Below are 22,436 nucleotides of genomic sequence, written 5' to 3'. Positions count from 1 at the left end.
AATGAATCGTTTTTTTATCGAAACTGAACTTACAGTTGGTTCAACTATTCAACTAACTGAATCAGTATTTCATCATTGGGTGCGTGTTTTACGTGCACAATTACAAGAGCAAGCGATTCTATTTAATGGTCAAGGCGGCGAATATCTCGCGACACTGACCGAAATTAATAAAAAAAATGCATTTATCACGATTGAGAATTTTAATCCTAATAACCGTAGCGCCCCCTTCAAAGCCCTTCTTGGTCAGGTCATGAGTAAAGGTGACCGAATGGATTATGCCATTCAGAAAGCAACTGAACTTGGAGTAAGTCAAATTCAGTTACTTACAAGTGACCGCTGTGAAATGCGTTTAAAGTATGACCGAGATCAAAAAAAATTAGATCACTGGCAAGCCGTTGCAATTGCAGCCTGCGAACAATGTGGATTAAACCTAGTTCCAGAAGTTTTAGCGCCTATTTCTCTTAATGAATGGTTAAGTTCTTCAGAACTTCCTCAATCTAAATTTGTTTTAGCACCAGAAAAAGAACAAAAAGATGTTTTAGCTGGCATACAACCTGAACTTGCCTTGCTGATTGGACCAGAAGGTGGTCTAAGCGAAAATGAAATTACTCAAGCCAATCAAGCTGGCTTTATGAACTGGTGTATTGGTGACCGTGTTTTACGTACAGAAACTGCGCCTGTCGTTGCCTTATCTATTTTAAATTATCGGTTTTTATCCACCTAAGTTCATTGAACATTGATTAAATTGCTATTTAAAGTTAATTTAGTTTTATTGTATGAATAAAATTTTAAATTCTTTATCACTGATAAATCAGATTCTTTCTGTATATATGTAAAAAATAGGATAGAAAAATCTTATGTCTGGGCTTCAGGAAGAATACTTACAGCATCAAACAAAAATTGAGCAGCTAAAACTTTCAATTCAATATATACGCTGGTATTTGGTTAGCTTAATACTGCTATGTCTGATCTCATACGCTATATTTTCTTATTATTTTTCATCTTCAATAACAATATTTAACTGGTCTATGGGTCTCACTATTGCCTCTCTTACCTCTTTATTATTTGTTCCGAATATTTTAACGCATTATCGTACTATTAACTTTATTAAAAAAGCTGATCTTATCTTACAAAGCATTTGTTTTATTTCAGGAATTTTATTAGGGGCAACCGTTACGGTTATTCATTTTTATCTTCCTCAAGAGCTTATTACCCTACCAGATACTCATATTTTAATTGCTTTGTTTATTACTTCTGTCCATATCATTGGACTGACTTTTTTAACGCAACAACCTCGATACTTTTATCTCTTATTTATTCCAAGTACATTACCCCTCTTAATCGCTCAATTTACACATACCCCCATTACTCAGCTGCCTTTTTATTTCGCCTATAACATCGCTTTCGTAGCTACCATACTCTGTGCATATGCAACTCAACGTAACTATAAAAAGATTTCTCAACTATTATTTAGAAATAAACAGCTCATTCAAATTTCAGAACAACATACCCAATGGGCTGAAGAGTTATGCGTACAACTTCAACAAGAAGTGAATAAATCGAAAGATATTGAAGCCCAGCTCCAATTTAATAATCATTTACTTGAACAAAAGGTACGTGAACGCACTTACGATCTCACTAAAATGAATGAACAACTCGAAAGTCACCACTACAATTTAGCTTTTGCAAATGAAACGGCAGGCATTCGACCTTGGGACTGGGACATTGAAAATCAAAAATTAGAAATTACGTTTTTCGATCAACAAAAGCAGACACAAACGACCATTATTCATCTCAATACTATTTTAGACCGCGTACATCCAAGTGATAAGAAACTGTTTAACGAACGCTTAAAGCAACATCTGGAAGGAACTACTGATCATTTTAATATCAATTTCAGGATTTTACGTCGAGATGGTTCATGGCGATGGATTCATGATGTAGGTCGTGTCATTACCAGAGATCCTAAAACACAAAAAGCGCTTCGTATGGTTGGGATGACCCGAGATATACATCAAGAGAAAAAAGACCAAGAACACTTAAGACTATCGGCAATTGTGCTTGAACAAGCAGCCGAAGGCATCTTCATTTTAGATGAACACCTGAACTATATTGATATTAACCCTTACTACGAAAAATTAACCGGATTTTCTAAATCAGAACTGCTAAACAAAGAATTATTTAGCATTACGATTAATCAAAAAGAATTACAACAACAATTTCATACCTCAATTACCCAACAGCTCCTTGAAACTGGGGAATATATGGGTCAATTTGATGAGAAGTTTAGTTCTGGTAAAAGCGTCTATTTGTGGTTACACATCAATGTGGTCAAAGATGAATTCCATCAAATTACAAATTATATTGGGTTTGCACGTGACCTTACTGAGCAAAAACGTCAGGAGCAGCATCTATCCTATTTAAAAAATTACGATAGTCTCACTCACTTGCCTAATCGTCTTTACTATTACAATCAATTACATCAATATCTTGTAAATCCTTCATATAACATTAAAAATCTAGCATTGATACGAGTAAACATTGACCGTTTTCGTGCGTTTAATGAATTTTTAAATAATGATAGTGGTGATGAACTTCTTAAACAGTTCGCACAACGATTACGCCTAATTAATATTAATGCAATTTTGGTTGCCTACTTAAATAGTGACGATTTTGCGATTATTTATGAAATTTCTCCAATTCATCCAAATATTGAGCAATATTGCCAAAACATCTTACAAGCGCTCAATGCACCTTTTTATATTGATAATCACGAATATTTTATTACGGCATCTATCGGTGTTGCATGCTTTCCTGAGCACGGCCGACAAATTGATCATCTTAACAACCATGCAGAACAAGCACTTTCAGAAGCAAAACGCTTAGGAGGCAATACCATTTCTTACTATTGCAATAAAGCAGAGCATCCATATAAAACTGCTGATTTAGAACAAGAGTTACGTAAAGCCATTCAAAATAATGAATTTGTCATTTATTACCAACCCAAAATTAGTCTACAAGATCAATCCATTATAGGTTTTGAAGCATTAATTCGTTGGCAACATCCCGAAAAAGGATTAGTCATGCCAAATATGTTTATACCTTTTGCTGAGCGTAGTAGCCTAATTTCAGATATTGGCAAAGTCGTTTTAGATAAAGTTGGAAAACAATTACAAGAATGGAAAAACGCAGGCTACACAAACATTCAAGTCTCTGTAAATATTGTCGCGCAGCAAATACATCGAGGCTTATTACTTAATGATCTAGATGAAGTTTTGCAAAAATACAATATACAAGGTGCAGATCTTGAACTTGAAATTACCGAGTCCGCCCTTTTAGACAATACTGATAATGTTAAAACGCTATTACATGCGATAAAACAACGAGATATTTCAATCGCTCTAGATGACTTTGGTACAGGTTATTCCTCTTTAGCATACCTAACAGAATATCCAATTGATGTATTAAAAATTGACCGTGCTTTCATTTCTAAAATTGGTGATCACAAACAAGAAGCTATTGTAAATGCCATGATTGCAATGGGTAAAAGTATGGGGCTTAAACTTGTTGCTGAAGGTGTAGAAACAGAAGAACAATTTGCCTATCTACAAAAACAGCAATGTGATTTTTTACAAGGCTATTTCTTTAGCCGCCCTATCCCTGTTGAGCAGATTATTCCTTATCTACAAACAAATTCACATATTTCTTAGTTGTTTAAACCTTCGATTTTTAGATACGCTGCTTTTTCCAAAAATGAGCGTTTTTGACTGTGAGAAATAAAGAAGTAGTGTTATATTCTTTAGCATTTAGCTCACTACAGGGCTATTGGCAATTCGTCTACTATTCTCTTAATTGGTAAAAATTAAAGCATAGTAAAAGAACTGGATTGCCTTCCCCCTGAATGAGTGATTTGACTAGTTTGCTTTTTTGTATCAAATAGAGACTCAGATGGACGATCAATCTTTAAAACAGGCCGCTTTAAATTACCATGAATATCCAAACCCAGGGAAAATCAGCGTTACCCCAAGTAAGCAACTTGTCAACCAACGAGATTTGGCTTTAGCCTACTCACCCGGAGTTGCTGCGCCATGTTTAGAGATTGAACGTGACCCTTCAACTGCTGCTAAATATACAGCACGCGGAAACTTAGTTGCTGTAGTAACTAACGGTACCGCTGTTCTTGGTTTAGGTAATATTGGCCCATTGGCTTCTAAACCTGTAATGGAAGGTAAAGGCGTTCTCTTCAAAAAGTTTGCTGGTGTTGACGTATTTGACATCGAAATTGCAGAAAACGATCCAGATAAAATTGTAGATATCGTTGCCTCTCTTGAGCCAACTTTCGGTGGTATCAACCTCGAAGATATTAAAGCGCCAGAATGTTTCTATATTGAAAAGAAACTTCGTGAACGTATGAAAATTCCTGTATTCCATGACGATCAACATGGTACAAGTATTATTGTAGGTTCAGCTTTGCTCAATGCATTGCAACTTGTAAATAAGAAAATTGATGAAATCAAAATCGTAGCTTCAGGTGCAGGTGCAGCAGCACTTTCATGTTTAGACTTGCTTTGTGCGCTTGGTGCTAAAAAAGAAAATATTATTGTTGCCGATTCTCGTGGTCTATTAACGACTTCTCGTGACGGACTTGATGACTCTAAAAAACGTTATGTTCAAGACATTACCGCATCTCAGCTTCATGAAGTAATGGCTGGCGCTGATATGTTCTTGGGTCTTTCTGCTGCTGGTATTCTCACCAAAGAAATGGTGAAACAGATGGCTGAGAACCCTATTATTTTTGCTTTGGCAAACCCAGATCCAGAAATTTTACCTGAACATGCACATGAAGTACGCTCTGACGTCATTATGGCAACTGGTCGTTCTGACTATCCAAACCAAGTAAACAACGCATTATGTTTCCCATACATTTTCCGTGGTGCACTTGACGTTGGCGCAACTACGATTAATGAAGAGATGAAAATTGCATGTGTACATGCAATTGCGCGTATGGCTCATGTTGAAGCTGATGCAGCAACATATGGTGAAAAATCTGCTTCATTTGGTCGTGACTATTTAATTCCACGCCCACTTGATCAGCGTTTAATTTTAGAAATTGCACCAGCAGTTGCTAAAGCTGCAATGGACTCAGGTGTAGCAACTCGTCCTATCGAAGATTTCGCTGTGTATCGTCAAAAATTATCTGAGTTTGTATATAACTCTGCATTTTTGATGAAACCAATTTTTGCTCAAGCAAAAGCTGATCCAAAGCGTATTGCATATGCGGAAGGTGAAGACGAACGCGTATTACGTGCAGTACAAATTGCAGTTGATGAAGATTTAGCTAAACCAATTTTAGTAGGTCGTACTGCTGTAATTGAAGCAAATATCAAAAAATTAGGCCTACGTTTACAACATGGCGTAAACATTGAGATTGTTGATCAAGAACAAAACCCGATGTATGAAGAGTTTTGGAAAGATTACTATCAAACAATGCAACGCAAAGGCATCACTGTTGAATATGCTCAACGTGAAGCTCGTCGCCGTTCAACGTTAATTGCATCTCTACTGGTTAAATTCGGTAAAGCAGACGGTATGTTATGTGGTACTTACAGTAGCTATAACATTCACCTTGATTTTGTACGCAATGTTATCGGTCTTAAAGAAGGCATGAACAACTTCTTCACGTTAAATGCATTAATGCTAGAAGATCGTAACTTGTTCATTGCAGATACCTATGTAAACACTAACCCGACTGCTGAACAACTTGCTGAAATGACTATTTTGGCAGCTGAAGAAGTACGTCGCTTTGGTATTACTCCACGCGTAGCACTTCTTTCTCATTCAAGTTTTGGTAGCGACCAGACTGATTCAAGTGCTCAAAAAATGCGTGAAGTTTATCGTATTTTATCTGAGCAAGCTCCTGAGCTTGAAGTTGAAGGTGAAATGCATGGTGATGCAGCATTAGATGAAAATATTCGTCAATTTGCATTCCCAGGTTCGCGTTTTAAAGGTTCTGCAAACTTGCTTATTATGCCAAACCTAGATGCAGCAAATATTTCATTTAACTTGTTGAAAGCGACTTCTGGTAACAACGTTACTATTGGTCCAATTTTGCTTGGCGCAGCAAAACCTGTTCATATTTTGACACCGACAGCAACGACTCGTCGTCTTATCAATATGACTGCTTTAACTGTTGCGGAAATCCAACAACAAGAAAAGTAATTTAGAAAGAGCTTTTTACGAAAAGCCTGTCTAATGACTTGAGAAAACCTCTATTCTGTAGCATGATTGCTTGAAGAATAGAGGTTTTTTCATGCAAGTGTATTTAGTAGGCGGTGCCGTCCGAGATTCTCTACTTGGGCATCCCTATCAAGAAAAAGACTATGTTGTGGTCGGAGCAACACCTGAACATATGCTCGCCCAAGGTTTTCAACCTGTAGGCAAAGACTTTCCTGTGTTTCTTCATCCTGAAACGAAAGAAGAATATGCACTTGCACGTACTGAGCGAAAGTCCGGTAAGGGCTATCACGGTTTTCAGTTTTTTACTGATACCACAGTAAGTTTAGAAGAAGATTTAATTCGCCGTGATTTAACCATCAATGCCATAGCAATGGATCAAGATGGCAAATTATATGACCCCTATGGCGGTCAGACGGATTTAGAAAATAAAACCTTACGACATGTCTCAGAAGCTTTTGCTGAAGATCCTTTACGTGTTTTACGTGTCGCACGCTTTGCAGCTCGATATTCTGCATATGGTTTTCATATTGCACCTGAAACCTTACAACTCATGCAAACGATGGCTGAATCAGGTGAACTTGATGCCTTAACACCAGAACGTGTGTGGAAAGAAACTTCACGTGCACTTTTAGAAGATCATGCAGATATTTATTTTCAAACATTACGAGATTGTGGTGCGTTAAAACATCTTTTCCCTGAAATTGACGCATTGTTTGGTGTACCACAACGTCCTGAATATCATCCTGAAGTAGACTGTGGCATACATACTCTCATGTCTTTACAACAAGCATGTAAGTCCAACTACTCGCTTGATGTTCGATTTGCTGTTTTAGTACATGATTTGGGTAAAGCACTAACACCAGTTAATGAACTTCCGCGCCATATCATGCATGAAGAGCGTGGCGTGAAACCCGTTACCGAACTATGCGAACGTTTAAAAGTTCCGACACAAACTCGACAGTTAGCATTATCGGTATGTAAAGAGCATTTAAAATGTCATCAGATTATGTCTTTAAAACCAGGAACTGTATGGCGTTTATTACAACGTCTTGATGTATTGCGTCGTCCTGAGAGAGTGGAAGCTTTTGTACAAGCATGTGAGTGTGATGCTAGAGGAAGACTGGGTCTAGAAGATCGTCCCTATCCTCAAGCTCAGTACATGTTAGATGCGATGCAAGTGGTTCGCTCTATTAAAGTTCAGGATTTACCAGAGAACATTACAGGTGCTGAAATTGGCGAAATGTTAATTCAATATCGTATTGATGCTTTAACTGAATTCAAACACCAACATCAGAAACCGACGCATTCTTAAGTTAAGCCAATAAAAAAGCCTCATTACGAGGCTTTTTTATTTTACTGTTTAGGTAACGGTATAAATTGAGATTGACTATTTTGGTTTTTTCTTTCACCAACTGTTACCACAAAGTTTTCTTGCTTCCCAGCTCGCTCAACTACCACATTAATTTCGCTATTAGGCGCTTGTAATGCAACGTAATTAATCAAATGAGATGCTGAAGTGATTGGTTCATTATTTACCTGAACAATCTTATCACCAACTTTTATACCAGCTGCAGCAGCTGGCCCACTTTTTAATACATCAGCAACCACAACTCCAATTTGTTGTTTTGGTGCCAATACATCGTCTTGTGTAGGCGGTACTAAACTAATGCCTAACCATCCACGTACAACGCGACCATCTTTCAAAATCGAGTTTAATACTTGTTGGCAAATTTTAGCCGGAATTGCAAAGCCAATACCTAAAGAGCCACCAGACTGAGAGAAAATAGCAGTGTTCACCCCAATTAAGTTACCAGCCACATCAATTAATGCACCGCCTGAGTTACCAGGATTAATTGCGGCATCGGTTTGAATAAAGTCTTCATAGGTATTGATGCCTAAATCGGAGCGTTCAGTGGCAGAAATAATACCTTGAGTTACTGTTTGCCCTACGCCAAATGGATTACCAATTGCTAAGACAACATCACCCACTTCATTACCACTGAGCTTAAATGGCAACACAGGTAATTTATCTAAATCAATTTTAATGACTGCTAAATCTGTATCTGGATCCGTTCCAACAATCGTTGCTTCTGCACGGCGTCCATCACGCAATGCCACTACAATTTGGTCAGCCTGAGCAATCACATGATTATTGGTAAGAATATAGCCGTCAGCGCGTACAATAACCCCAGAGCCTAAACTATTTTCATTTTGCTGTTGTTGTTCAGGAACCTGATTTCCAAAAAATTCACGGAATACTGGATCACTTAACAATGGATGATTTTGTTTAACTTTCTGGGTCGTAAAAATATTAACAACTGCCGGCGCTGCAACTTTTACCGCAGCACTATAAGACACTACCCCGCCCGTTCGTGAAGTATCAACCAATGGTTCAACTTTTTCGGCAGGCATTTGTACCCCATCAACGGCAACAGTTGGTTTCGGCTGACGGTATTTTTGCCATGCAATAAAACTGGCAATTACAATAATAAGTAACACCCAAGGTAACCATGTAAAGGTGCGGCGCACGTTCATATCCTCTACGCAAAGAAGTTTTTAATTAAATTAATATATTGAACAAAAAGAGTTTTCAGTTAAGCATTTTAAATTAAATATGTCGATATACATAAAAAACTCAAAAAAGATTTGTCTAGCTTTAGTTACACAACAAAATATGTTTCTATAGCTTTAGCAATTATTAACTACTCAATTCAGGAAATATCATGGCGAATTTGCATGAAATTATTCAGTGGTGCGACCAAACCTTAAAAGCAGCAGAGTTTAAAGATTACGCACCAAATGGCCTGCAAATTGAAGGTTCAACTGAAGTAAAACGTATTGTTTGTGCGGTTACGGCTTCCGAAGATGCGATTGATGCAGCAATTGCTCAAAATGCGGATCTATTACTTGTACATCATGGTTATTTTTGGAAAGGCGAACCGTACCCAATTACAGGGATGCGCGGTAATCGCATTAAAAAACTCATTCAAAATAATATTTCATTAGTCGCTTACCATCTGCCTTTAGATGCCCACCCAACTTTGGGCAACAATGTAGCAATTGCAGAAAAATTAAATTTACAGAATTTAGAACCACTCGATTTAACCGAAAAACATCCGATTGGAAATATTGGATATTTAGAGCAAGTGCTTACTGTTGAAGAATTCAAAACAAAATTACAAGATAGCTTTGATTTTAAAGTGATTCACCTACCAGCAGGAAAACAAAGCATTCAAAAAGTAGGCTTTTGTACGGGTGGTGCTCAAGATTTTATTGCTAAAGCAGCTTTGCAAAATTGTGATGCATATATTTCAGGCGAAGTCAGTGAACGAACTTTCTATGAAGCCAAAGAATTAGGCGTTCATTATTTTGCATGTGGTCATCATGCAACTGAACGTTACGGCGTTCAGCGATTGGCTCAAGCAATTTCACAGCAGTTTGCAATTGAAACCGAATATTTTGAATTGAATAATCCGATTTAATTAAGTCTTTTTTTCAATCTGTGTTATGCGTATTAATTAGATCTTTATTGTGTATAGTTCTTTAAAACGATGCCCTATTGTGAACAGAATCATTTACAATAGAGCCACTTAATTGTATAACCCAGCAAATGCAAGGAATAGGAACATGACAACCATTACTTTACCTGCACTTCCATATGGCTATGATGATTTAGCGCCACATATTAGTAAAGAAACTTTAGAATACCATCACGACAAACACCACAATACCTATGTTGTTAACTTAAACAACTTAATCAAAGGGACTGACCTTGAAGGTAAAACTTTAGAAGAAATCATCAAAGCAACTGCTGGTGATGCATCTAAAGCTGGTATTTTCAATAATGCTGCTCAAGTTTGGAACCATACATTCTATTGGAATTCTATGAAGCCAAATGGTGGTGGTAAGCCTACTGGCGCAATCGCTGCTAAAATTGAAGAAGCTTTTGGTAGCTACGAAAAATTTGCAGAAGAATTTGCAGCTGCTGCAACAACTCAATTCGGTTCAGGTTGGGCTTGGTTAGTTGCTGATGAAGTAAACGGTAAATTATCTATTACTAAAACTTCTAATGCAGACACTCCACTTGCACATGGTCAAATTGCCGTATTAACAATTGACGTATGGGAACATGCTTACTACATCGATTTCCGTAACTTACGTCCTAAATACATCGCAACTTTCTTAGAAAGCCTAGTGAACTGGGACTATGCAAATGCAAAACTTGCAGGCCAACCAGCTGGTGTAGAGAAATAATTTTATTTCTTTCTAAAAAACCACCCTTTTTGGGTGGTTTTTTAATTTTTAGTGCCGTAAAAGCATATTAATCAAGCAAACGATTCATTTTCTTTAATATTCTTATTGACGCTTTTAGATTTCATCCATAAAATGCGCATCAGATTCTCCAATAGCTCAGTCGGTAGAGCGACGGACTGTTAATCCGCAGGTCCCTGGTTCGAGCCCAGGTTGGAGAGCCATCTACTAATCTCCCATAGCTCAGTCGGTAGAGCGACGGACTGTTAATCCGCAGGTCCCTGGTTCGAGCCCAGGTGGGAGAGCCAAGATTCTAAAAGCCCGCATTTATTGCGGGCTTTTTCTTATCCAATCATTTAATAATTTTCTATTATTTTTAATAAAATCAATGTTTCGAATATTTTTAAACCAAACGATTAGATATTCTCACTAATTCTGTTATTAAGACTTGACCCAGCCCCCTTTCCTCCCTAAAATCCTTTTCCAGATTCTCCAATAGCTCAGTCGGTAGAGCGACGGACTGTTAATCCGCAGGTCCCTGGTTCGAGCCCAGGTTGGAGAGCCAAGATTCTTAAAAACCCACTCATCATGAGTGGGTTTTTATTTGTATGATGCCTTCACATGTTCGAATCGAGTCACTTATTTTTTATTGTTTTAGGTTGCATAAGCACCTGCATTTTTCTTGTTGTTTGTTTACGTCCTTATTTATTTCCAAAACAAAAATTCTTTGCTCGTCCTATCATTACCAACTTTGAAACTCAGATGTTTATTCGTTTAAAACAAAGTTTTCCAAGTTATCATGTTTTAGCACAAGTGGCTTTTAGTGCTTTAATTACTAGTAAGGACTATAAAATTCGTAGTCAGTTCAATCGAAAAGTTACCGACTTCGTTGTACTTAACGACAAGATGGAAGTGATTGCCATTATTGAGCTAGATGACCCTACCCATCTTGAAAAAGCAGAAGAAGACCGTATTCGTGATCAAATGCTCACAGAAGCAGGTTATATAGTAAGACGTTATACAAACATTCCAAGTGTACGTCAGCTACAAAAGGATATCCATTAAAGGCACTGCTGTTATTTCTTTTCAGAACTTGCTGCTTCTTTTTCAGCTATTCTTTTTTCCATCTCTAAACGTTGCTGTTCATATTGTTTTTTAGTCTTAGCATCACTTTTTGCAGCCAAGAAAAGTATTCCAATAATAAAAAAAGGAATAAGCAAGCCTAATCCCATTAATAACCAAGGAACAGATTTCTTTTCAACAGGTTGCTGGCTCATAACTACTTCAAACTCAAATGGTGTCAATTTTAATATACGTAACAATATAACAAAAAGGGCCACTATAAAGTGGCTCTTTTTTAAAGCTAATTTTTAAATAGATAATTAAATCTTAGAATTTACCTGTGCAGTGAGGACTTTGGCTAGCATCTTTCTGAGCATCTGTTAGTACAATACCCGTACCAGCTGACATATTGGCTTGAATGAAATCTACAGCATTGGCATTTTGACATATGATTGCTTGTGTATGAGTTGCATTCGGTACAATAGTTAGCTTATAGCCTTTATCGTAGGCTGCTTGTGGGAACAGATCTGCAGCTTTCGCTTTCATATTCGCGAATAAGCCTTGTGTGACTACAGGCAACACAGCTTGATCTTTTTCACCTTGGATAATAAATACAGGTGTTTTAATGACTTTCTCGACTGTAGCATTCGTCGCAGGTTGGGTTGCTGTCAAGAAACTTTGAACAACTTGATCGGCCTTAAATTTATTCAGATCAATACCGTACTGTGTAATTTGATGTGTAGGATCAGCCAAGAAAGTTAAGATTCCTGCTTTAAATTTCTCTTGCAAGCCATTTGCACTATCAGGTGCAGGATAACTTAAACATGCACCATCATCACCTGTACGTCCATAAGCCAATTCTGCAATGTCAGCCGCTCCTGATGTAAAAATTGTCTTAAAGTCATAGTTTGGTTGCTGGGCTTTAATCCCTGCACTTGCAAATGCTGCATATGCTAATAATTCAGCATAACCATCTGCAATTTGGTCAATCATTGCCTGACCTTGAGCCACCGTAATTACATTATTAGCTACTGCTTTACGAACTTGAAGTAAGTTCTCGTCCAGCTTATTTACTGCTTTAGGTTTTCCATCTGCGTCAAGATTAAATTGTGGGTCAATATAAATTTGAATAATTGTTCCCAAGCTTGAAGCAGGTGCTCCCGCTACAGCACCTTTGTAACTTGTATCCATATTCGCAAATTCAGCAGTACCTAAAGATGCATGTCCACCTTGTGACTGACCAATTGACATCCAATCACCTTTTAACTGGGCACCATAATGTTCTTTTACTGCTTTTACTGCAGCTAGCGCTGATTTTGCTTCGCTAGATAAGTTTAAGTATGGATGCACCCCTGGTGTACCTAAACCCTCATAATCTGGTGCCACAATCACGTAACCAGCCGCCAATAAAGTCTCAGCAAGAATTTTAAATCGTGGATTAATTGTATTCTTACTTGGCGCACAACCATCACCTACCCCAACAGTGCCGTGCTCCCATACAACCACACGATAACCATCTTTCGGTTGTGTTGCTTTGGGAAACAATACCATTGCTGTAGCAGTTGCTGTTTTTCCTTGAACATTAGCCATGTTATAAGTCATTACTTTAATCGTTGACGCATTATCAACTTGATCTATAGCGTAATTACTTTCAGACAGATAGGTTTTATCAGGGTTTACGCCAACATAGTCATCATCATTGTCATTACATGCTGCAAGAAATAATGTTGAAACCGATAATGTTATAGCTAAAGCAATTTTTGACCGTTTCATAGAATATCCTTTTTTATGTATTATTTATTCCGCATATTTTTTATGCACGAATATTAAGACATAAAAAAAGTGCTCTGCATAGAACACTTTTCAACCTTACGGTCATTTTTACTATATGAAATTTAAAAATATTCCTAGAAAAATGATTAATCCAACCCAGCGATTGTGACGGAATGCCCAAAAACATACTTGAGGGTTGCGGTCTTTGGTTTTAATTGTTTGATATATAAAATCGAATGCAACAATAATTAAAGCAATGATCGCCCATGGAAATAAGATATTTTCTAAATACAGTGCAGCCCCAATCAAAACAAGGCTGGTTGCCTGTAAGAGTGCAATAATCTGAATGTCATATCGACCAAAAAGAATAGCAGTAGATTTGACGCCAATCTTTAAATCATATTCACGGTCTGTAATTGCATATTGAGTGTCATAAGCCACTGTCCAAGCCAAATTACCAAAATAAAGTAGCCAGCAAGTCAAATCTGGGGTTTTCCCTACCGCAGTAAAAGCCATTGGAATCGACCATGAAAATGCCGCACCTAAAAAGACCTGTGGTAAGTTGGTATAGCGTTTCATAAATGGATAAATGAACGCTAAGAATAATGCCCCAAATGACCAATAGAAGGTTTCAATGGGTAAAAAGAACAATAGACATGCACTTGCTAAAACGAGTACCAAGAACACATATACTGCTTCTCTTGCACGAATCACCCCAGTTGCGAGCGGACGCGTTTTAGTACGCTCAACATGAGCATCTACTTTACGGTCTGCAAAATCATTAATCGCACATCCCGCAGCACGCATAAAAATGACGCCTAAAATCATGACAAATAAAATACCTAAATCAGGTATTCCTTTTGATGCAACCCAAAGCGCCCACATGGTTGGCCAAAAAACCAGTTCAGTACCAATTGGCTTATCAAATCGACATAGATAATAATAAGCTTCTAAGCGCTGACGCCATGTTGTGCTTGTTGCAGTCGTCATAGTAATTCCTTGTCGTGCTGCTGATTTAAAAAAGCTTCAAAAGCCGGTAAGAATGTTTCTTGAACAATAAATTTACACCCATGCCAAGTATAGCAACTTTGTCTTGTCCAGCCTTCCGGCAAACGAATGACACGGCGGTCACAAAGTGGTGTTGTTCTTTGAAATAGAAAAAAGCCAATTGGCTTAGAACCAATGTGCTGAAATATACGGGCTTTTTTTTGTAAACTTTGAATTGGAAAAATACTTTTTGCTTTAACCCATGGCTCTGCTTCACAGCCATATAAATAGGTTTCCCTTACCCATGAAGTATGAGCATGAGACATCTTCATCCACTGACTATCTGCAAAAGTTAAACGCTGAAAATGCTCTTGAAAAGGCTTTACACTAAACTGGCCACCACCAAGTTCAGTCAATTGTTGAGTCAGAGAACCGGACGCATACAACCATGTTTTCAACTCAGGATTTAAAGTCTTTTCCTGTTTAAGTACTGGTTGTCGTTTACGCATAATCTGCTCACATGAAAACTCGCACCTAGTTTACCCCAATTTTTTGATAAAAAACGTAGAGAATTCAATCAACATTCCAAGCAATAAAAAAGCCTGCATAAGCAGGCTTTTTTACGCAAATATGTATTACAAGCTGTAGTACATATCGAATTCAACTGGGTGAGTAGTCGTGTTAAGACGACGTACATCTTCAGTTTTAAGTTCGATGTATGCATCAAGCATTTCTTTAGTGAACACGCCGCCTTTTAACAAGAATTCGTGATCTGCTTGAAGTGCTTCAAGAGCCATATCTAAGCTATGAGCAACTGTTGGGATTTTTGCTTCTTCTTCTGGAGGAAGATCGTACAAGTTCTTATCAGCAGCTTCGCCCGGATGGATCTTGTTTTGAATACCGTCGATACCAGCCATTAACAATGCAGCGAAACCTAAGTACGGGTTCATCATTGGGTCTGGGAAACGAGCTTCGATACGCTTACCTTTAGGGCTAGAAACGTATGGAATACGGATAGACGCAGAACGGTTACGTGCTGAGTAAGCAAGCATGATTGGCGCTTCGAAGTGAGGAACCAAACGCTTGTATGAGTTTGTAGATGGGTTTGTGATTGCGTTCAATGCGCGAGCGTGCTTGATCACACCACCGATGAAGTACAATGCCATTTCTGAAAGGCCTGCATATTCATCACCAGCAAACAAGTTCTTGCCATCTTTAGAGATAGACATGTGAACGTGCATACCAGAACCGTTATCACCTACCATTGGTTTAGGCATAAAGGTTGCAGTTTTTGCATATTGGTGAGCAACGTTCCAAACAGCATATTTGAACTGTTGAACTTCGTCAGCTTTACGTACAAGTGTATTGAAGCTCACACCAATTTCTAACTGGCAAGAAGCAACTTCGTGGTGATGTACTTCTACACGACCTGGGCCCATAATGTCTTCGATTTTTGCACACATTTCTGCACGCATATCTTGTGAAGAATCAACTGGAGGAACTGGGAAGTAACCACCTTTAACACGTGGACGGTGACCAGAGTTACCAGACTCGTAATCTTTACCAGTAGACCAAGCAGCTTCTTCAGCGATCAATGTATGACGAGCGCCAGACATGTCGATGTCCCACTTCACTTCGTCAAATACAAAGAATTCTGGTTCTGGACCAAAGAATGCAGTATCACCGATACCTGTAGATTTTAAATATTCTTCTGCACGGCGAGCAATCGAACGTGGGTCACGCTCATAACCTTGACCAGTTGAAGGTTCAATAACGTCACAAGTCACAACTACAGTTGGTTCAGCAAAGAACGGGTCGATAAAACCAGTTTCTGCATCTGGACGTAAAATCATGTCAGATGCTTCAATGCCTTTCCAACCAGCGATTGAAGAACCATCAAACATTTTACCGTCTTCAAAAGTATCTTCATCAATAGAATCAGCTGGGTAAGTTACGTGCTGTTCTTTACCCTTAGTATCAGTAAAGCGAAAATCGACCCATTTTGCGCCACTTTCTTGTATGAGTTGAAGGACCTTGTTCGCCATGCTCATTTTGCTCCAATGAAATTTTGTTGCACTTGTTAAGTGCGTGTTAATTGCTGGTATTTATATAGCAATTCTCATACCAACTTTATAAGACTTACCTAAAACATTGAATTGCTTATAACTATCTATGATTTAGGTCCCTTGTCTTGAACCCATTATACTGTTTGCATCGTTAAATGCACCATATTCAGACATTTTCAAATTATGGCATACAAGAATAGCTCGCAATTGCCCTAATTTAGTGCAAAATTGTTGCGCCAATATGAATCATCGCATCAATATCTAACAGTCATTCATGATCATAATACTTTCTTATATAGAAAGCTGACATTCTTATTGCAATGAATGAAAATAATAAACGATGACTTATAAATTTTAAGCTTAGTTGAGCCTGCTATACCTACTCATGCCTTTGCCAAAAAGGTTTTAATATAAATATTGTCTTGAAGAATAGTCCTCTAAAAAATTAAAAAAAGTCGTCTATTGCATCCCACCTCGTCTATTAAAATAAGGAGGATTGATGAAATTATTTTTCTTTTTACAACACCCTCTATTTTTAGACCAATTAGAAACAATTTATTTCCCTTAACTTAAAGCAAGTTTTGATCAGCTTTGGTGCAGTAAGAAACTAAAGAGGAATTTTTTACCATTTGTTATATACCTTTTTTATACATGACCAACTTGCTTTTCAATTTAAAAAAATCTAAAAAATAAAACATAACTTTTTTTTATAATTAAACAAACTAAAAGTTTGGTTTATTAAACTACAAATACATTCAAAGGATTTGAAATGAAGCATGAACTCGAACAATGTGACACCGCTTTTTTCGGCCATCCAAAACCATTAAAAACTTTATTTTTTACAGAACTGTGGGAACGCTTTTCTTACTATGGAATTCGACCCTTACTCGTTCTTTATATGGTTGCGCTGGTCAATGACGGGGGTTTAGGTCTTGACCGTCCTACTGCCGCCGCAATTGTTGGGTTATTTGCAGGTTCCATGTATTTAATGACCGTTTTAGGTGGTTGGATTGCCGACAACTGGTTAGGCCAAGCACGATCCGTCTGGTATGGTTCCCTCATTATTGCGCTAGGTCATTTATCAATTGCACTTACCCCTATCTTTGATCAATTCTTTTTTTATTTCGGTTTAGTCCTAATTGTTATTGGTTCCGGATTGTTTAAGACCTGTATTTCCGTGATTGTCGGAACGTTATATAAAGCACAAGATAATAGACGCGATGCTGGTTTCTCCATTTTTTATATGGGTATTAATATGGGGTCATTTATTGCCCCGCTTATTACAGGTATATTAGCTCGCGATCATGGCTGGCATCTGGGGTTTGGGATTGGCGGCCTTGGAATGTTAGTTGCATTACTCATTTTCCGGGCATTAACTATTCCTCAACTACAGTCCTTCAATCAATTACGCCAGCAAACTGACAACTGGAATAAACCTGTCGTAGAAAATAAAAATGCCCCAAAAATTGCTTTCTCATTTTTATTCAGTGTTGCCGTCGTTATTGCTCTTACCTTCTTTGGCGTTATTCATATCAATCCAGTCGCGGTGGCAACTTACTTAACAATTGGAATAGGCTTTGGAATTATCGCTTATTTTATCTATTTATTATTTTTCCTTGGTTTAGAACAACATGAAAAATTTAAAATTATTATCTGTTTTGTCTTATTAGCAACTTCTGCTCTATTTTGGTCTGCATTTGAGCAGAAACCAACGTCTTTTAACTTATTTGCGCAAGATTATACAGACCGTAATGTTTTCGGATTTGAAATTCCAGCAGTATGGTTTCAATCAATTAATGCGCTTTTTATTATTATTTTTGCCCCGATTGCAGCATGGCTTTGGGCTAGACTAGGCAAATCAAATAAAGACCCAAGTTATATCAGTAAATTTATTATTGCGCTTTTACTCGCAGCAGGTGGCTTTCTAGTTATGTCATTTGCAAGTCGTTTTGCAATTGCTGGTGGCTTAGTTTCACCATTCTGGTTAGTAGGTACTTTATTTCTACTTACTATCGGAGAGCTTTGCTTAAGCCCGATTGGTCTATCCACCATGACTAAACTTGCACCTGATGTCATACGTGGTCAAATTATGGGCCTATGGTTCACAGGTTCAGCTTTGGGTAATCTTATCGCTGGTTTAATTGGCGGGCACGTATCGGCAGATGGCATTAATCATTTACCTAGCCTCTTTATGCGATGTGTTTTGGCGTTAGTGATTGGCGCAATCGTGTTATTTTTATTAAAGAAACCTATCAATAGATTAATGAACAAAAGTACCAGTAAAGTTCAACCTGAGTTGGAAACTATATGAGCGTTTTAACTGTTCCAGAAAAACTTGAGAAACTTCGTGAACTCATGCGCAATCAACATGTTGATGCTTTGATTGTGATGAGTGCCGATCCGCATATGTCAGAATATTTACCAGACTACTGGAAAGCAAGACAGTGGTTAAGCGGTTTTAGTGGTTCGGTTGGCACCTTAGTCGTGACTCAAAGCTTTGCAGGACTCTGGGCTGATGGCCGCTATTGGGTACAAGCTGAACAACAACTTGTTGGAACTGGCTTTGATCTTCAAAAATTAACAAGTGACGAATCTTCAACACATCTCGCTTGGATTGAAAAGAATCTACAACCAGAATCAGTCATTGTGGTAAATGGGCATACTTTATCAATTCAGCAATTTAAGGCGCTCGAACATACTGCACGAGTTAATAATTATAAACTCGAAACCCAGCAAGATTTAGTCGGAGAAATTTGGTTAAACCGCCCAGAACTTCCATCAAAGAAAATTCATTTCATGCCTGAAGGGTTAAATGCCCTATCTCGTAAAGAGAAAATTCAGGCTATTCGTGAAACTTTACATAGTAAGAATATTGCGGGTCATTTTATTTCATCTTTAGATGATATTGCATGGATCTTAAACACACGTGGGCAAGATGTAGAATATAACCCTGTGTTTCTTTCACATTTATATGTAAGTGCAAAACAAACTATTCTTTTTATTGATGCTGAAAAAGTTGATGTAAACATTCAGCAAGCTTTAGCAGCCGATGGTATTGAAATTCGTAACTACGAAAATACAGCTCAGTTTTTATCAAATATTTCTGATGCCTCAGTACTTTTAGATCCAGCTAAATTCTCGATTTTTCATGAACAAGCCATCGCAAAAGATATTCGGGTTGTATACGACATCAACCCAAGTACGCTTTTTAAATCGCGTAAACATGAAAGTGAAATTGCTCATATCCGTCATGCAATGGTTAAAGATGGAGTTGCTCTTTGCCACTTTTTCCACTGGTTAGAAAAAATGCTTCATCATAGTGAAAGCATTTCAGAACTCACCATTGATGAAAAGATTACAGCTTTCCGTGCGCAGCAAGATGGATTTATAGGGCCAAGTTTTTCAACGATTGCTGGCTTTAATGCGAATGGTGCTCTACCCCATTATCGTGCAACTGAAGAGCACTATTCATTTATTGAAGGTGATGGTCTATTGCTCATTGACTCAGGTGGGCAATATGTAGATGGGACAACGGATATTACTCGTGTTGTTCCTGTAGGCACGCCAACAGGGCAACAAAAACGTGACTACACCTTGGTTTTAAAATGTCACATTGCTTTGGCAAAAACCATTTATCCAGAAGGTTTAGCTGCTCCGCTACTCGATTCAATTTGCCGCCATACTTTATGGCAGCACGGTCTAGATTATCGACATGGAACGGGACACGGCGTAGGCTTTGCACTAAATGTGCATGAAGGACCGCAAGTTCTTTCTTATTACGCTCCTGTTCATGCCTACAGCAAATTGCGTGAAGGAATGATTCTCTCTAATGAACCGGGCTTATACCATGAGGGACAATATGGTATTCGCATTGAAAATCTAGTTGCAAACCAGCTCCACTCTGGGTTTGAAAAAACTTATGGTGATTTTTTAGAGTTTGAAACACTCACGCTTTGCCCAATTCATTTAGATTGTATCGTTGTTGATATGCTCACTAATGAAGAAAAAGAATGGTTAAATCGTTACCATCAAACTGTTCAAGAAAGACTAGCTGAACACTTGTCTGGAGAAGTTTTAGACTGGCTGATTTACAACACTAGAGCGATTTAATCTTCTTTTTTACTCAGGCAGAATAATTTTCTATTTGTAATGAAATAGCTTATTTTGCCTGAGTTGTCGTTATCGCTATTTTCAAACAGACTAAGATGTATCAAAGCTGATTATTTTTCAGCAAATTTCTAACGAATGAAATAGTTAAACTGGTCACCTCATTTTTTGTTATATTAGCCGCTTAGAAAGTGGCTTTTTATTTTTTAATCAAGAAGTTCTTTCTAAAAAGTGAGTATTAATGTGAGTAATTACTCTAATCACTTATTAAATATATATTAATTATTATGAGGTTAAGTTCATCATGCTTCTAATGATCGACAATTACGACTCTTTTACCTACAACATCGTCCAGTATTTTGGCGAGTTGGATCAGGAAGTAAAAGTTGTTCGCAATGATCAAGTCACATTAGAGGATATTGAACGATGGCAACCTAAATATCTAGTTATTGGTCCTGGCCCTTGCTCTCCAAGTGAAGCAGGTATTTCAATTCCTGCAATTAATCACTTTGCCGGAAAAATTCCTTTGCTTGGCGTGTGTTTAGGGCATCAAAGTATTGGGCAAGCTTTTGGCGGAAACGTTGTAAGAGCCAAAACGGTTATGCACGGACGTTTATCTGATATGTACCATAGTAACAAAGGTATTTTCAGTAATCTTCCTAGCCCATTCTCGGCAACTCGTTATCACTCTTTGGTGATTGATCAGCAAACACTGCCTGATTGCCTTGAAGTAACGTGTTGGACCAATGAAGCAGATGGCTCAATGGAAGAAATCATGGGTGTTAAACATAAGACATTACCTGTTGAAGGTGTGCAGTTCCATCCTGAATCAATCTTGAGTCAACATGGCCATCAAATCTTTAAAAACTTTTTAGATATTTATGCATAAGTGATCACTATGAATATTCAACAAGCACTTAACCATATTACAAAAAATATTCACCTGACTCAGCCGCAAATGGAAGACATTATGCGTAGCATCATGCAAGGTGAGGCAACCGAAGCACAAATTGGTGCTTTGATGATGGGCCTTCGCATGAAAGGTGAAAGTATTGATGAAATTACTGCTGCCGCACGTGTTATGCGTGAATTCGCGATTAAAATCGATGTTAGCGATATCAATTATTTAGTTGATATTGTTGGTACTGGTGGTGATGGACAAAACTTATTTAATGTCTCTACTGCTTCAAGCTTTGTGATTGCGGCAGCTGGTGCGACCATTGCAAAACATGGTAACCGAGGCGTTTCAAGTAAATCGGGTTCATCGGACCTACTTGAACAAGCCGGTATTAACCTTGATTTAGACATGCAACAAACTGAGCGCTGCATTCGTGAGATGGGTGTAGGGTTTTTATTTGCTCCAAACCACCACAAAGCAATGAAATATGCTGTAGGCCCACGTCGTGAACTTGGTGTTCGTAGCATTTTCAATTTACTCGGCCCGCTTACGAATCCGGCTGGTGTAAAACGCTTTGTCATTGGCGTATTTTCAGATGAGCTTTGCGGTCCTATCGCAGAGGTAATGAAGCAACTTGGTGCTGAACACGTGATGGTTGTTCATTCAAGAGATGGCCTCGATGAAATCAGCCTTGCTGCTCCTACTGCTATTGCAGAGCTTAAAGACGGCGAAATTACTGAATGGACACTTAATCCAGAAGATGTCGGCATTGAATCACAAACCCTAAATGGCTTAGTGGTTACAGATGCAGCGGCAAGCTTAAAACTGATCAAAGATGCATTAGGTAAAAATAAAACTGACATTGGCGAAAAAGCAGCAAACATGATTGCGCTTAATGCGGGTGCTGGTATTTATGTTGCTGGTATTACCAAAACTTATGCTCAAGCTGTTTCATTCGCTCAAGATATTATCTATGGCGGACAAGCTTTAGAGAAAATGAGTGTTTTGGCTGAATTTACTAAAACATTAAAACAATGTCAGGCAGATTAAGGATT

17 protein-coding genes and 3 tRNA genes are annotated in these 22,436 nt (G+C 38.0%); 14 read left to right on the top strand and 6 right to left on the bottom strand.

All coding sequences use genetic code 11. The features are described 5' to 3' along the window. The first annotated feature begins 1 nt into the window (after window position 1). The 4 genes from MMY79_RS05580 to MMY79_RS05565 all read left to right on the top strand — a co-directional run bounded on the left by MMY79_RS05580 (window position 2) and on the right by MMY79_RS05565 (window position 7,549). Window positions 2-724, top strand: coding sequence for a 16S rRNA (uracil(1498)-N(3))-methyltransferase (locus tag MMY79_RS05580; protein ID WP_252612460.1), 723 nt, complete (start codon window positions 2-4; stop codon window positions 722-724). Between the two features lie 133 nt (window positions 725-857). Beyond that, window positions 858-3,710: an EAL domain-containing protein gene (locus tag MMY79_RS05575; protein WP_252612459.1), complete on the top strand. Its 2,853-nt coding sequence runs from the start codon at window positions 858-860 to the stop codon at window positions 3,708-3,710. Between the two features lie 238 nt (window positions 3,711-3,948). Continuing rightward, window positions 3,949-6,219 (top strand): NADP-dependent malic enzyme, encoded by a 2,271-nt coding sequence (locus MMY79_RS05570; protein WP_252612458.1) that lies wholly within the window; start codon window positions 3,949-3,951, stop codon window positions 6,217-6,219. 91 nt (window positions 6,220-6,310) lie between these two features. Beyond that, the gene (locus tag MMY79_RS05565) at window positions 6,311-7,549 is read left to right on the top strand and encodes a multifunctional CCA addition/repair protein (RefSeq protein WP_252612457.1); all 1,239 of its coding nucleotides are present in this window, start codon (window positions 6,311-6,313) and stop codon (window positions 7,547-7,549) included. A gap of 41 nt (window positions 7,550-7,590) precedes the next feature. Here MMY79_RS05565 and MMY79_RS05560 read toward each other — a convergent pair whose 3' ends face one another. Continuing rightward, a complete protein-coding gene (locus MMY79_RS05560; RefSeq protein ID WP_252612456.1) occupies window positions 7,591-8,766 on the bottom strand; it encodes a trypsin-like peptidase domain-containing protein in 1,176 nt (391 codons plus the stop codon). A gap of 194 nt (window positions 8,767-8,960) precedes the next feature. Here MMY79_RS05560 and MMY79_RS05555 point away from each other — a divergent pair, with 194 nt between their 5' ends. The 6 genes from MMY79_RS05555 (at window position 8,961) to MMY79_RS05530 (ending at window position 11,553) form a co-directional block, all read left to right on the top strand. Beyond that, complete coding sequence (locus MMY79_RS05555) at window positions 8,961-9,719, top strand: Nif3-like dinuclear metal center hexameric protein (RefSeq protein ID WP_252612455.1); 759 nt, start codon at window positions 8,961-8,963, stop codon at window positions 9,717-9,719. A 145-nt stretch (window positions 9,720-9,864) separates the two neighbouring features. Beyond that, on the top strand, window positions 9,865-10,491 hold the full coding sequence (locus MMY79_RS05550) for a superoxide dismutase (protein WP_003650584.1): 627 nt from the start codon (window positions 9,865-9,867) through the stop codon (window positions 10,489-10,491). A gap of 145 nt (window positions 10,492-10,636) precedes the next feature. Next, window positions 10,637-10,712, top strand: a tRNA-Asn gene (locus tag MMY79_RS05545). Between the two features lie 8 nt (window positions 10,713-10,720). Then, a tRNA-Asn gene (locus MMY79_RS05540) sits at window positions 10,721-10,796 on the top strand. Window positions 10,797-10,977: 181 nt separating this feature from the next. Continuing rightward, window positions 10,978-11,053, top strand: a tRNA-Asn gene (locus tag MMY79_RS05535). Between the two features lie 56 nt (window positions 11,054-11,109). Further along, window positions 11,110-11,553, top strand: coding sequence for a DUF2726 domain-containing protein (locus MMY79_RS05530; protein ID WP_252612454.1), 444 nt, complete (start codon window positions 11,110-11,112; stop codon window positions 11,551-11,553). Between the two features lie 11 nt (window positions 11,554-11,564). On the opposite strand, the gene MMY79_RS05525 is transcribed toward MMY79_RS05530, so the two are convergent. From MMY79_RS05525 to glnA, 5 genes are all read right to left on the bottom strand, one after another. After that, window positions 11,565-11,765, bottom strand: coding sequence for a hypothetical protein (locus MMY79_RS05525; protein WP_035331519.1), 201 nt, complete (start codon window positions 11,763-11,765; stop codon window positions 11,565-11,567). 112 nt (window positions 11,766-11,877) lie between these two features. After that, window positions 11,878-13,323, bottom strand: a complete 1,446-nt coding sequence (locus tag MMY79_RS05520; RefSeq protein ID WP_252612453.1) for a lipase family protein — start codon at window positions 13,321-13,323, stop codon at window positions 11,878-11,880. 111 nt (window positions 13,324-13,434) lie between these two features. Further along, the gene (gene ubiA, locus MMY79_RS05515) at window positions 13,435-14,313 is read right to left on the bottom strand and encodes a 4-hydroxybenzoate octaprenyltransferase (RefSeq protein ID WP_252612452.1); all 879 of its coding nucleotides are present in this window, start codon (window positions 14,311-14,313) and stop codon (window positions 13,435-13,437) included. Beyond that, entirely contained in the window at window positions 14,310-14,819 is a 510-nt protein-coding gene (locus tag MMY79_RS05510) for a chorismate lyase (protein ID WP_004790961.1), read from the bottom strand. Before MMY79_RS05510 ends, ubiA begins: the two co-directional genes overlap by 4 nt. 126 nt (window positions 14,820-14,945) lie before the next feature. After that, window positions 14,946-16,361, bottom strand: a complete 1,416-nt coding sequence (gene glnA, locus MMY79_RS05505) for a type I glutamate--ammonia ligase (protein WP_171056845.1) — start codon at window positions 16,359-16,361, stop codon at window positions 14,946-14,948. A 784-nt stretch (window positions 16,362-17,145) separates the two neighbouring features. Here glnA and MMY79_RS05500 point away from each other — a divergent pair. The 4 genes from MMY79_RS05500 to trpD all read left to right on the top strand — a co-directional run bounded on the left by MMY79_RS05500 (window position 17,146) and on the right by trpD (window position 22,431). After that, window positions 17,146-18,687, top strand: a complete 1,542-nt coding sequence (locus MMY79_RS05500; protein ID WP_252612451.1) for a peptide MFS transporter — start codon at window positions 17,146-17,148, stop codon at window positions 18,685-18,687. Then, a complete protein-coding gene (locus MMY79_RS05495; protein ID WP_252612450.1) occupies window positions 18,684-20,486 on the top strand; it encodes an aminopeptidase P family protein in 1,803 nt (600 codons plus the stop codon). Before MMY79_RS05500 ends, MMY79_RS05495 begins: the two co-directional genes overlap by 4 nt. Window positions 20,487-20,787: 301 nt before the next feature. Next, a complete protein-coding gene (locus tag MMY79_RS05490; protein WP_252612449.1) occupies window positions 20,788-21,372 on the top strand; it encodes an aminodeoxychorismate/anthranilate synthase component II in 585 nt (194 codons plus the stop codon). Window positions 21,373-21,381: 9 nt separating this feature from the next. Further along, window positions 21,382-22,431: an anthranilate phosphoribosyltransferase gene (gene trpD / locus MMY79_RS05485; RefSeq protein WP_252612448.1), complete on the top strand. Its 1,050-nt coding sequence runs from the start codon at window positions 21,382-21,384 to the stop codon at window positions 22,429-22,431. Window positions 22,432-22,436: the final 5 nt, after the last annotated feature.

This window comes from Acinetobacter sp. XS-4 (assembly GCF_023920705.1).
GTDB lineage: Bacteria > Pseudomonadota > Gammaproteobacteria > Pseudomonadales > Moraxellaceae > Acinetobacter.
The sequence above is the reverse complement of the archived record's forward strand: the minus strand, read 5'-3'. Positions and strand labels throughout refer to the sequence as shown.

Bases quoted from the DNA above. Each gene is read 5' to 3' on its own strand.
- MMY79_RS05580 (WP_252612460.1), top strand. From the start codon at position 2: ATGAATCGTTTTTTTATCGAAACTGAACTTACAGTTGGTTCAACTATT.
- MMY79_RS05575 (WP_252612459.1), top strand. From the start codon at position 858: ATGTCTGGGCTTCAGGAAGAATACTTACAGCATCAAACAAAAATTGAG.
- MMY79_RS05570 (WP_252612458.1), top strand. From the start codon at position 3,949: ATGGACGATCAATCTTTAAAACAGGCCGCTTTAAATTACCATGAATAT.
- MMY79_RS05565 (WP_252612457.1), top strand. From the start codon at position 6,311: ATGCAAGTGTATTTAGTAGGCGGTGCCGTCCGAGATTCTCTACTTGGG.
- MMY79_RS05555 (WP_252612455.1), top strand. From the start codon at position 8,961: ATGGCGAATTTGCATGAAATTATTCAGTGGTGCGACCAAACCTTAAAA.
- MMY79_RS05550 (WP_003650584.1), top strand. From the start codon at position 9,865: ATGACAACCATTACTTTACCTGCACTTCCATATGGCTATGATGATTTA.
- MMY79_RS05530 (WP_252612454.1), top strand. From the start codon at position 11,110: ATGTTCGAATCGAGTCACTTATTTTTTATTGTTTTAGGTTGCATAAGC.
- MMY79_RS05525 (WP_035331519.1), bottom strand. From the start codon at position 11,765: ATGAGCCAGCAACCTGTTGAAAAGAAATCTGTTCCTTGGTTATTAATG.
- MMY79_RS05520 (WP_252612453.1), bottom strand. From the start codon at position 13,323: ATGAAACGGTCAAAAATTGCTTTAGCTATAACATTATCGGTTTCAACA.
- ubiA (WP_252612452.1), bottom strand. From the start codon at position 14,313: ATGACGACTGCAACAAGCACAACATGGCGTCAGCGCTTAGAAGCTTAT.
- MMY79_RS05510 (WP_004790961.1), bottom strand. From the start codon at position 14,819: ATGCGTAAACGACAACCAGTACTTAAACAGGAAAAGACTTTAAATCCT.
- glnA (WP_171056845.1), bottom strand. From the start codon at position 16,361: ATGAGCATGGCGAACAAGGTCCTTCAACTCATACAAGAAAGTGGCGCA.
- MMY79_RS05500 (WP_252612451.1), top strand. From the start codon at position 17,146: ATGAAGCATGAACTCGAACAATGTGACACCGCTTTTTTCGGCCATCCA.
- MMY79_RS05495 (WP_252612450.1), top strand. From the start codon at position 18,684: ATGAGCGTTTTAACTGTTCCAGAAAAACTTGAGAAACTTCGTGAACTC.
- MMY79_RS05490 (WP_252612449.1), top strand. From the start codon at position 20,788: ATGCTTCTAATGATCGACAATTACGACTCTTTTACCTACAACATCGTC.
- trpD (WP_252612448.1), top strand. From the start codon at position 21,382: ATGAATATTCAACAAGCACTTAACCATATTACAAAAAATATTCACCTG.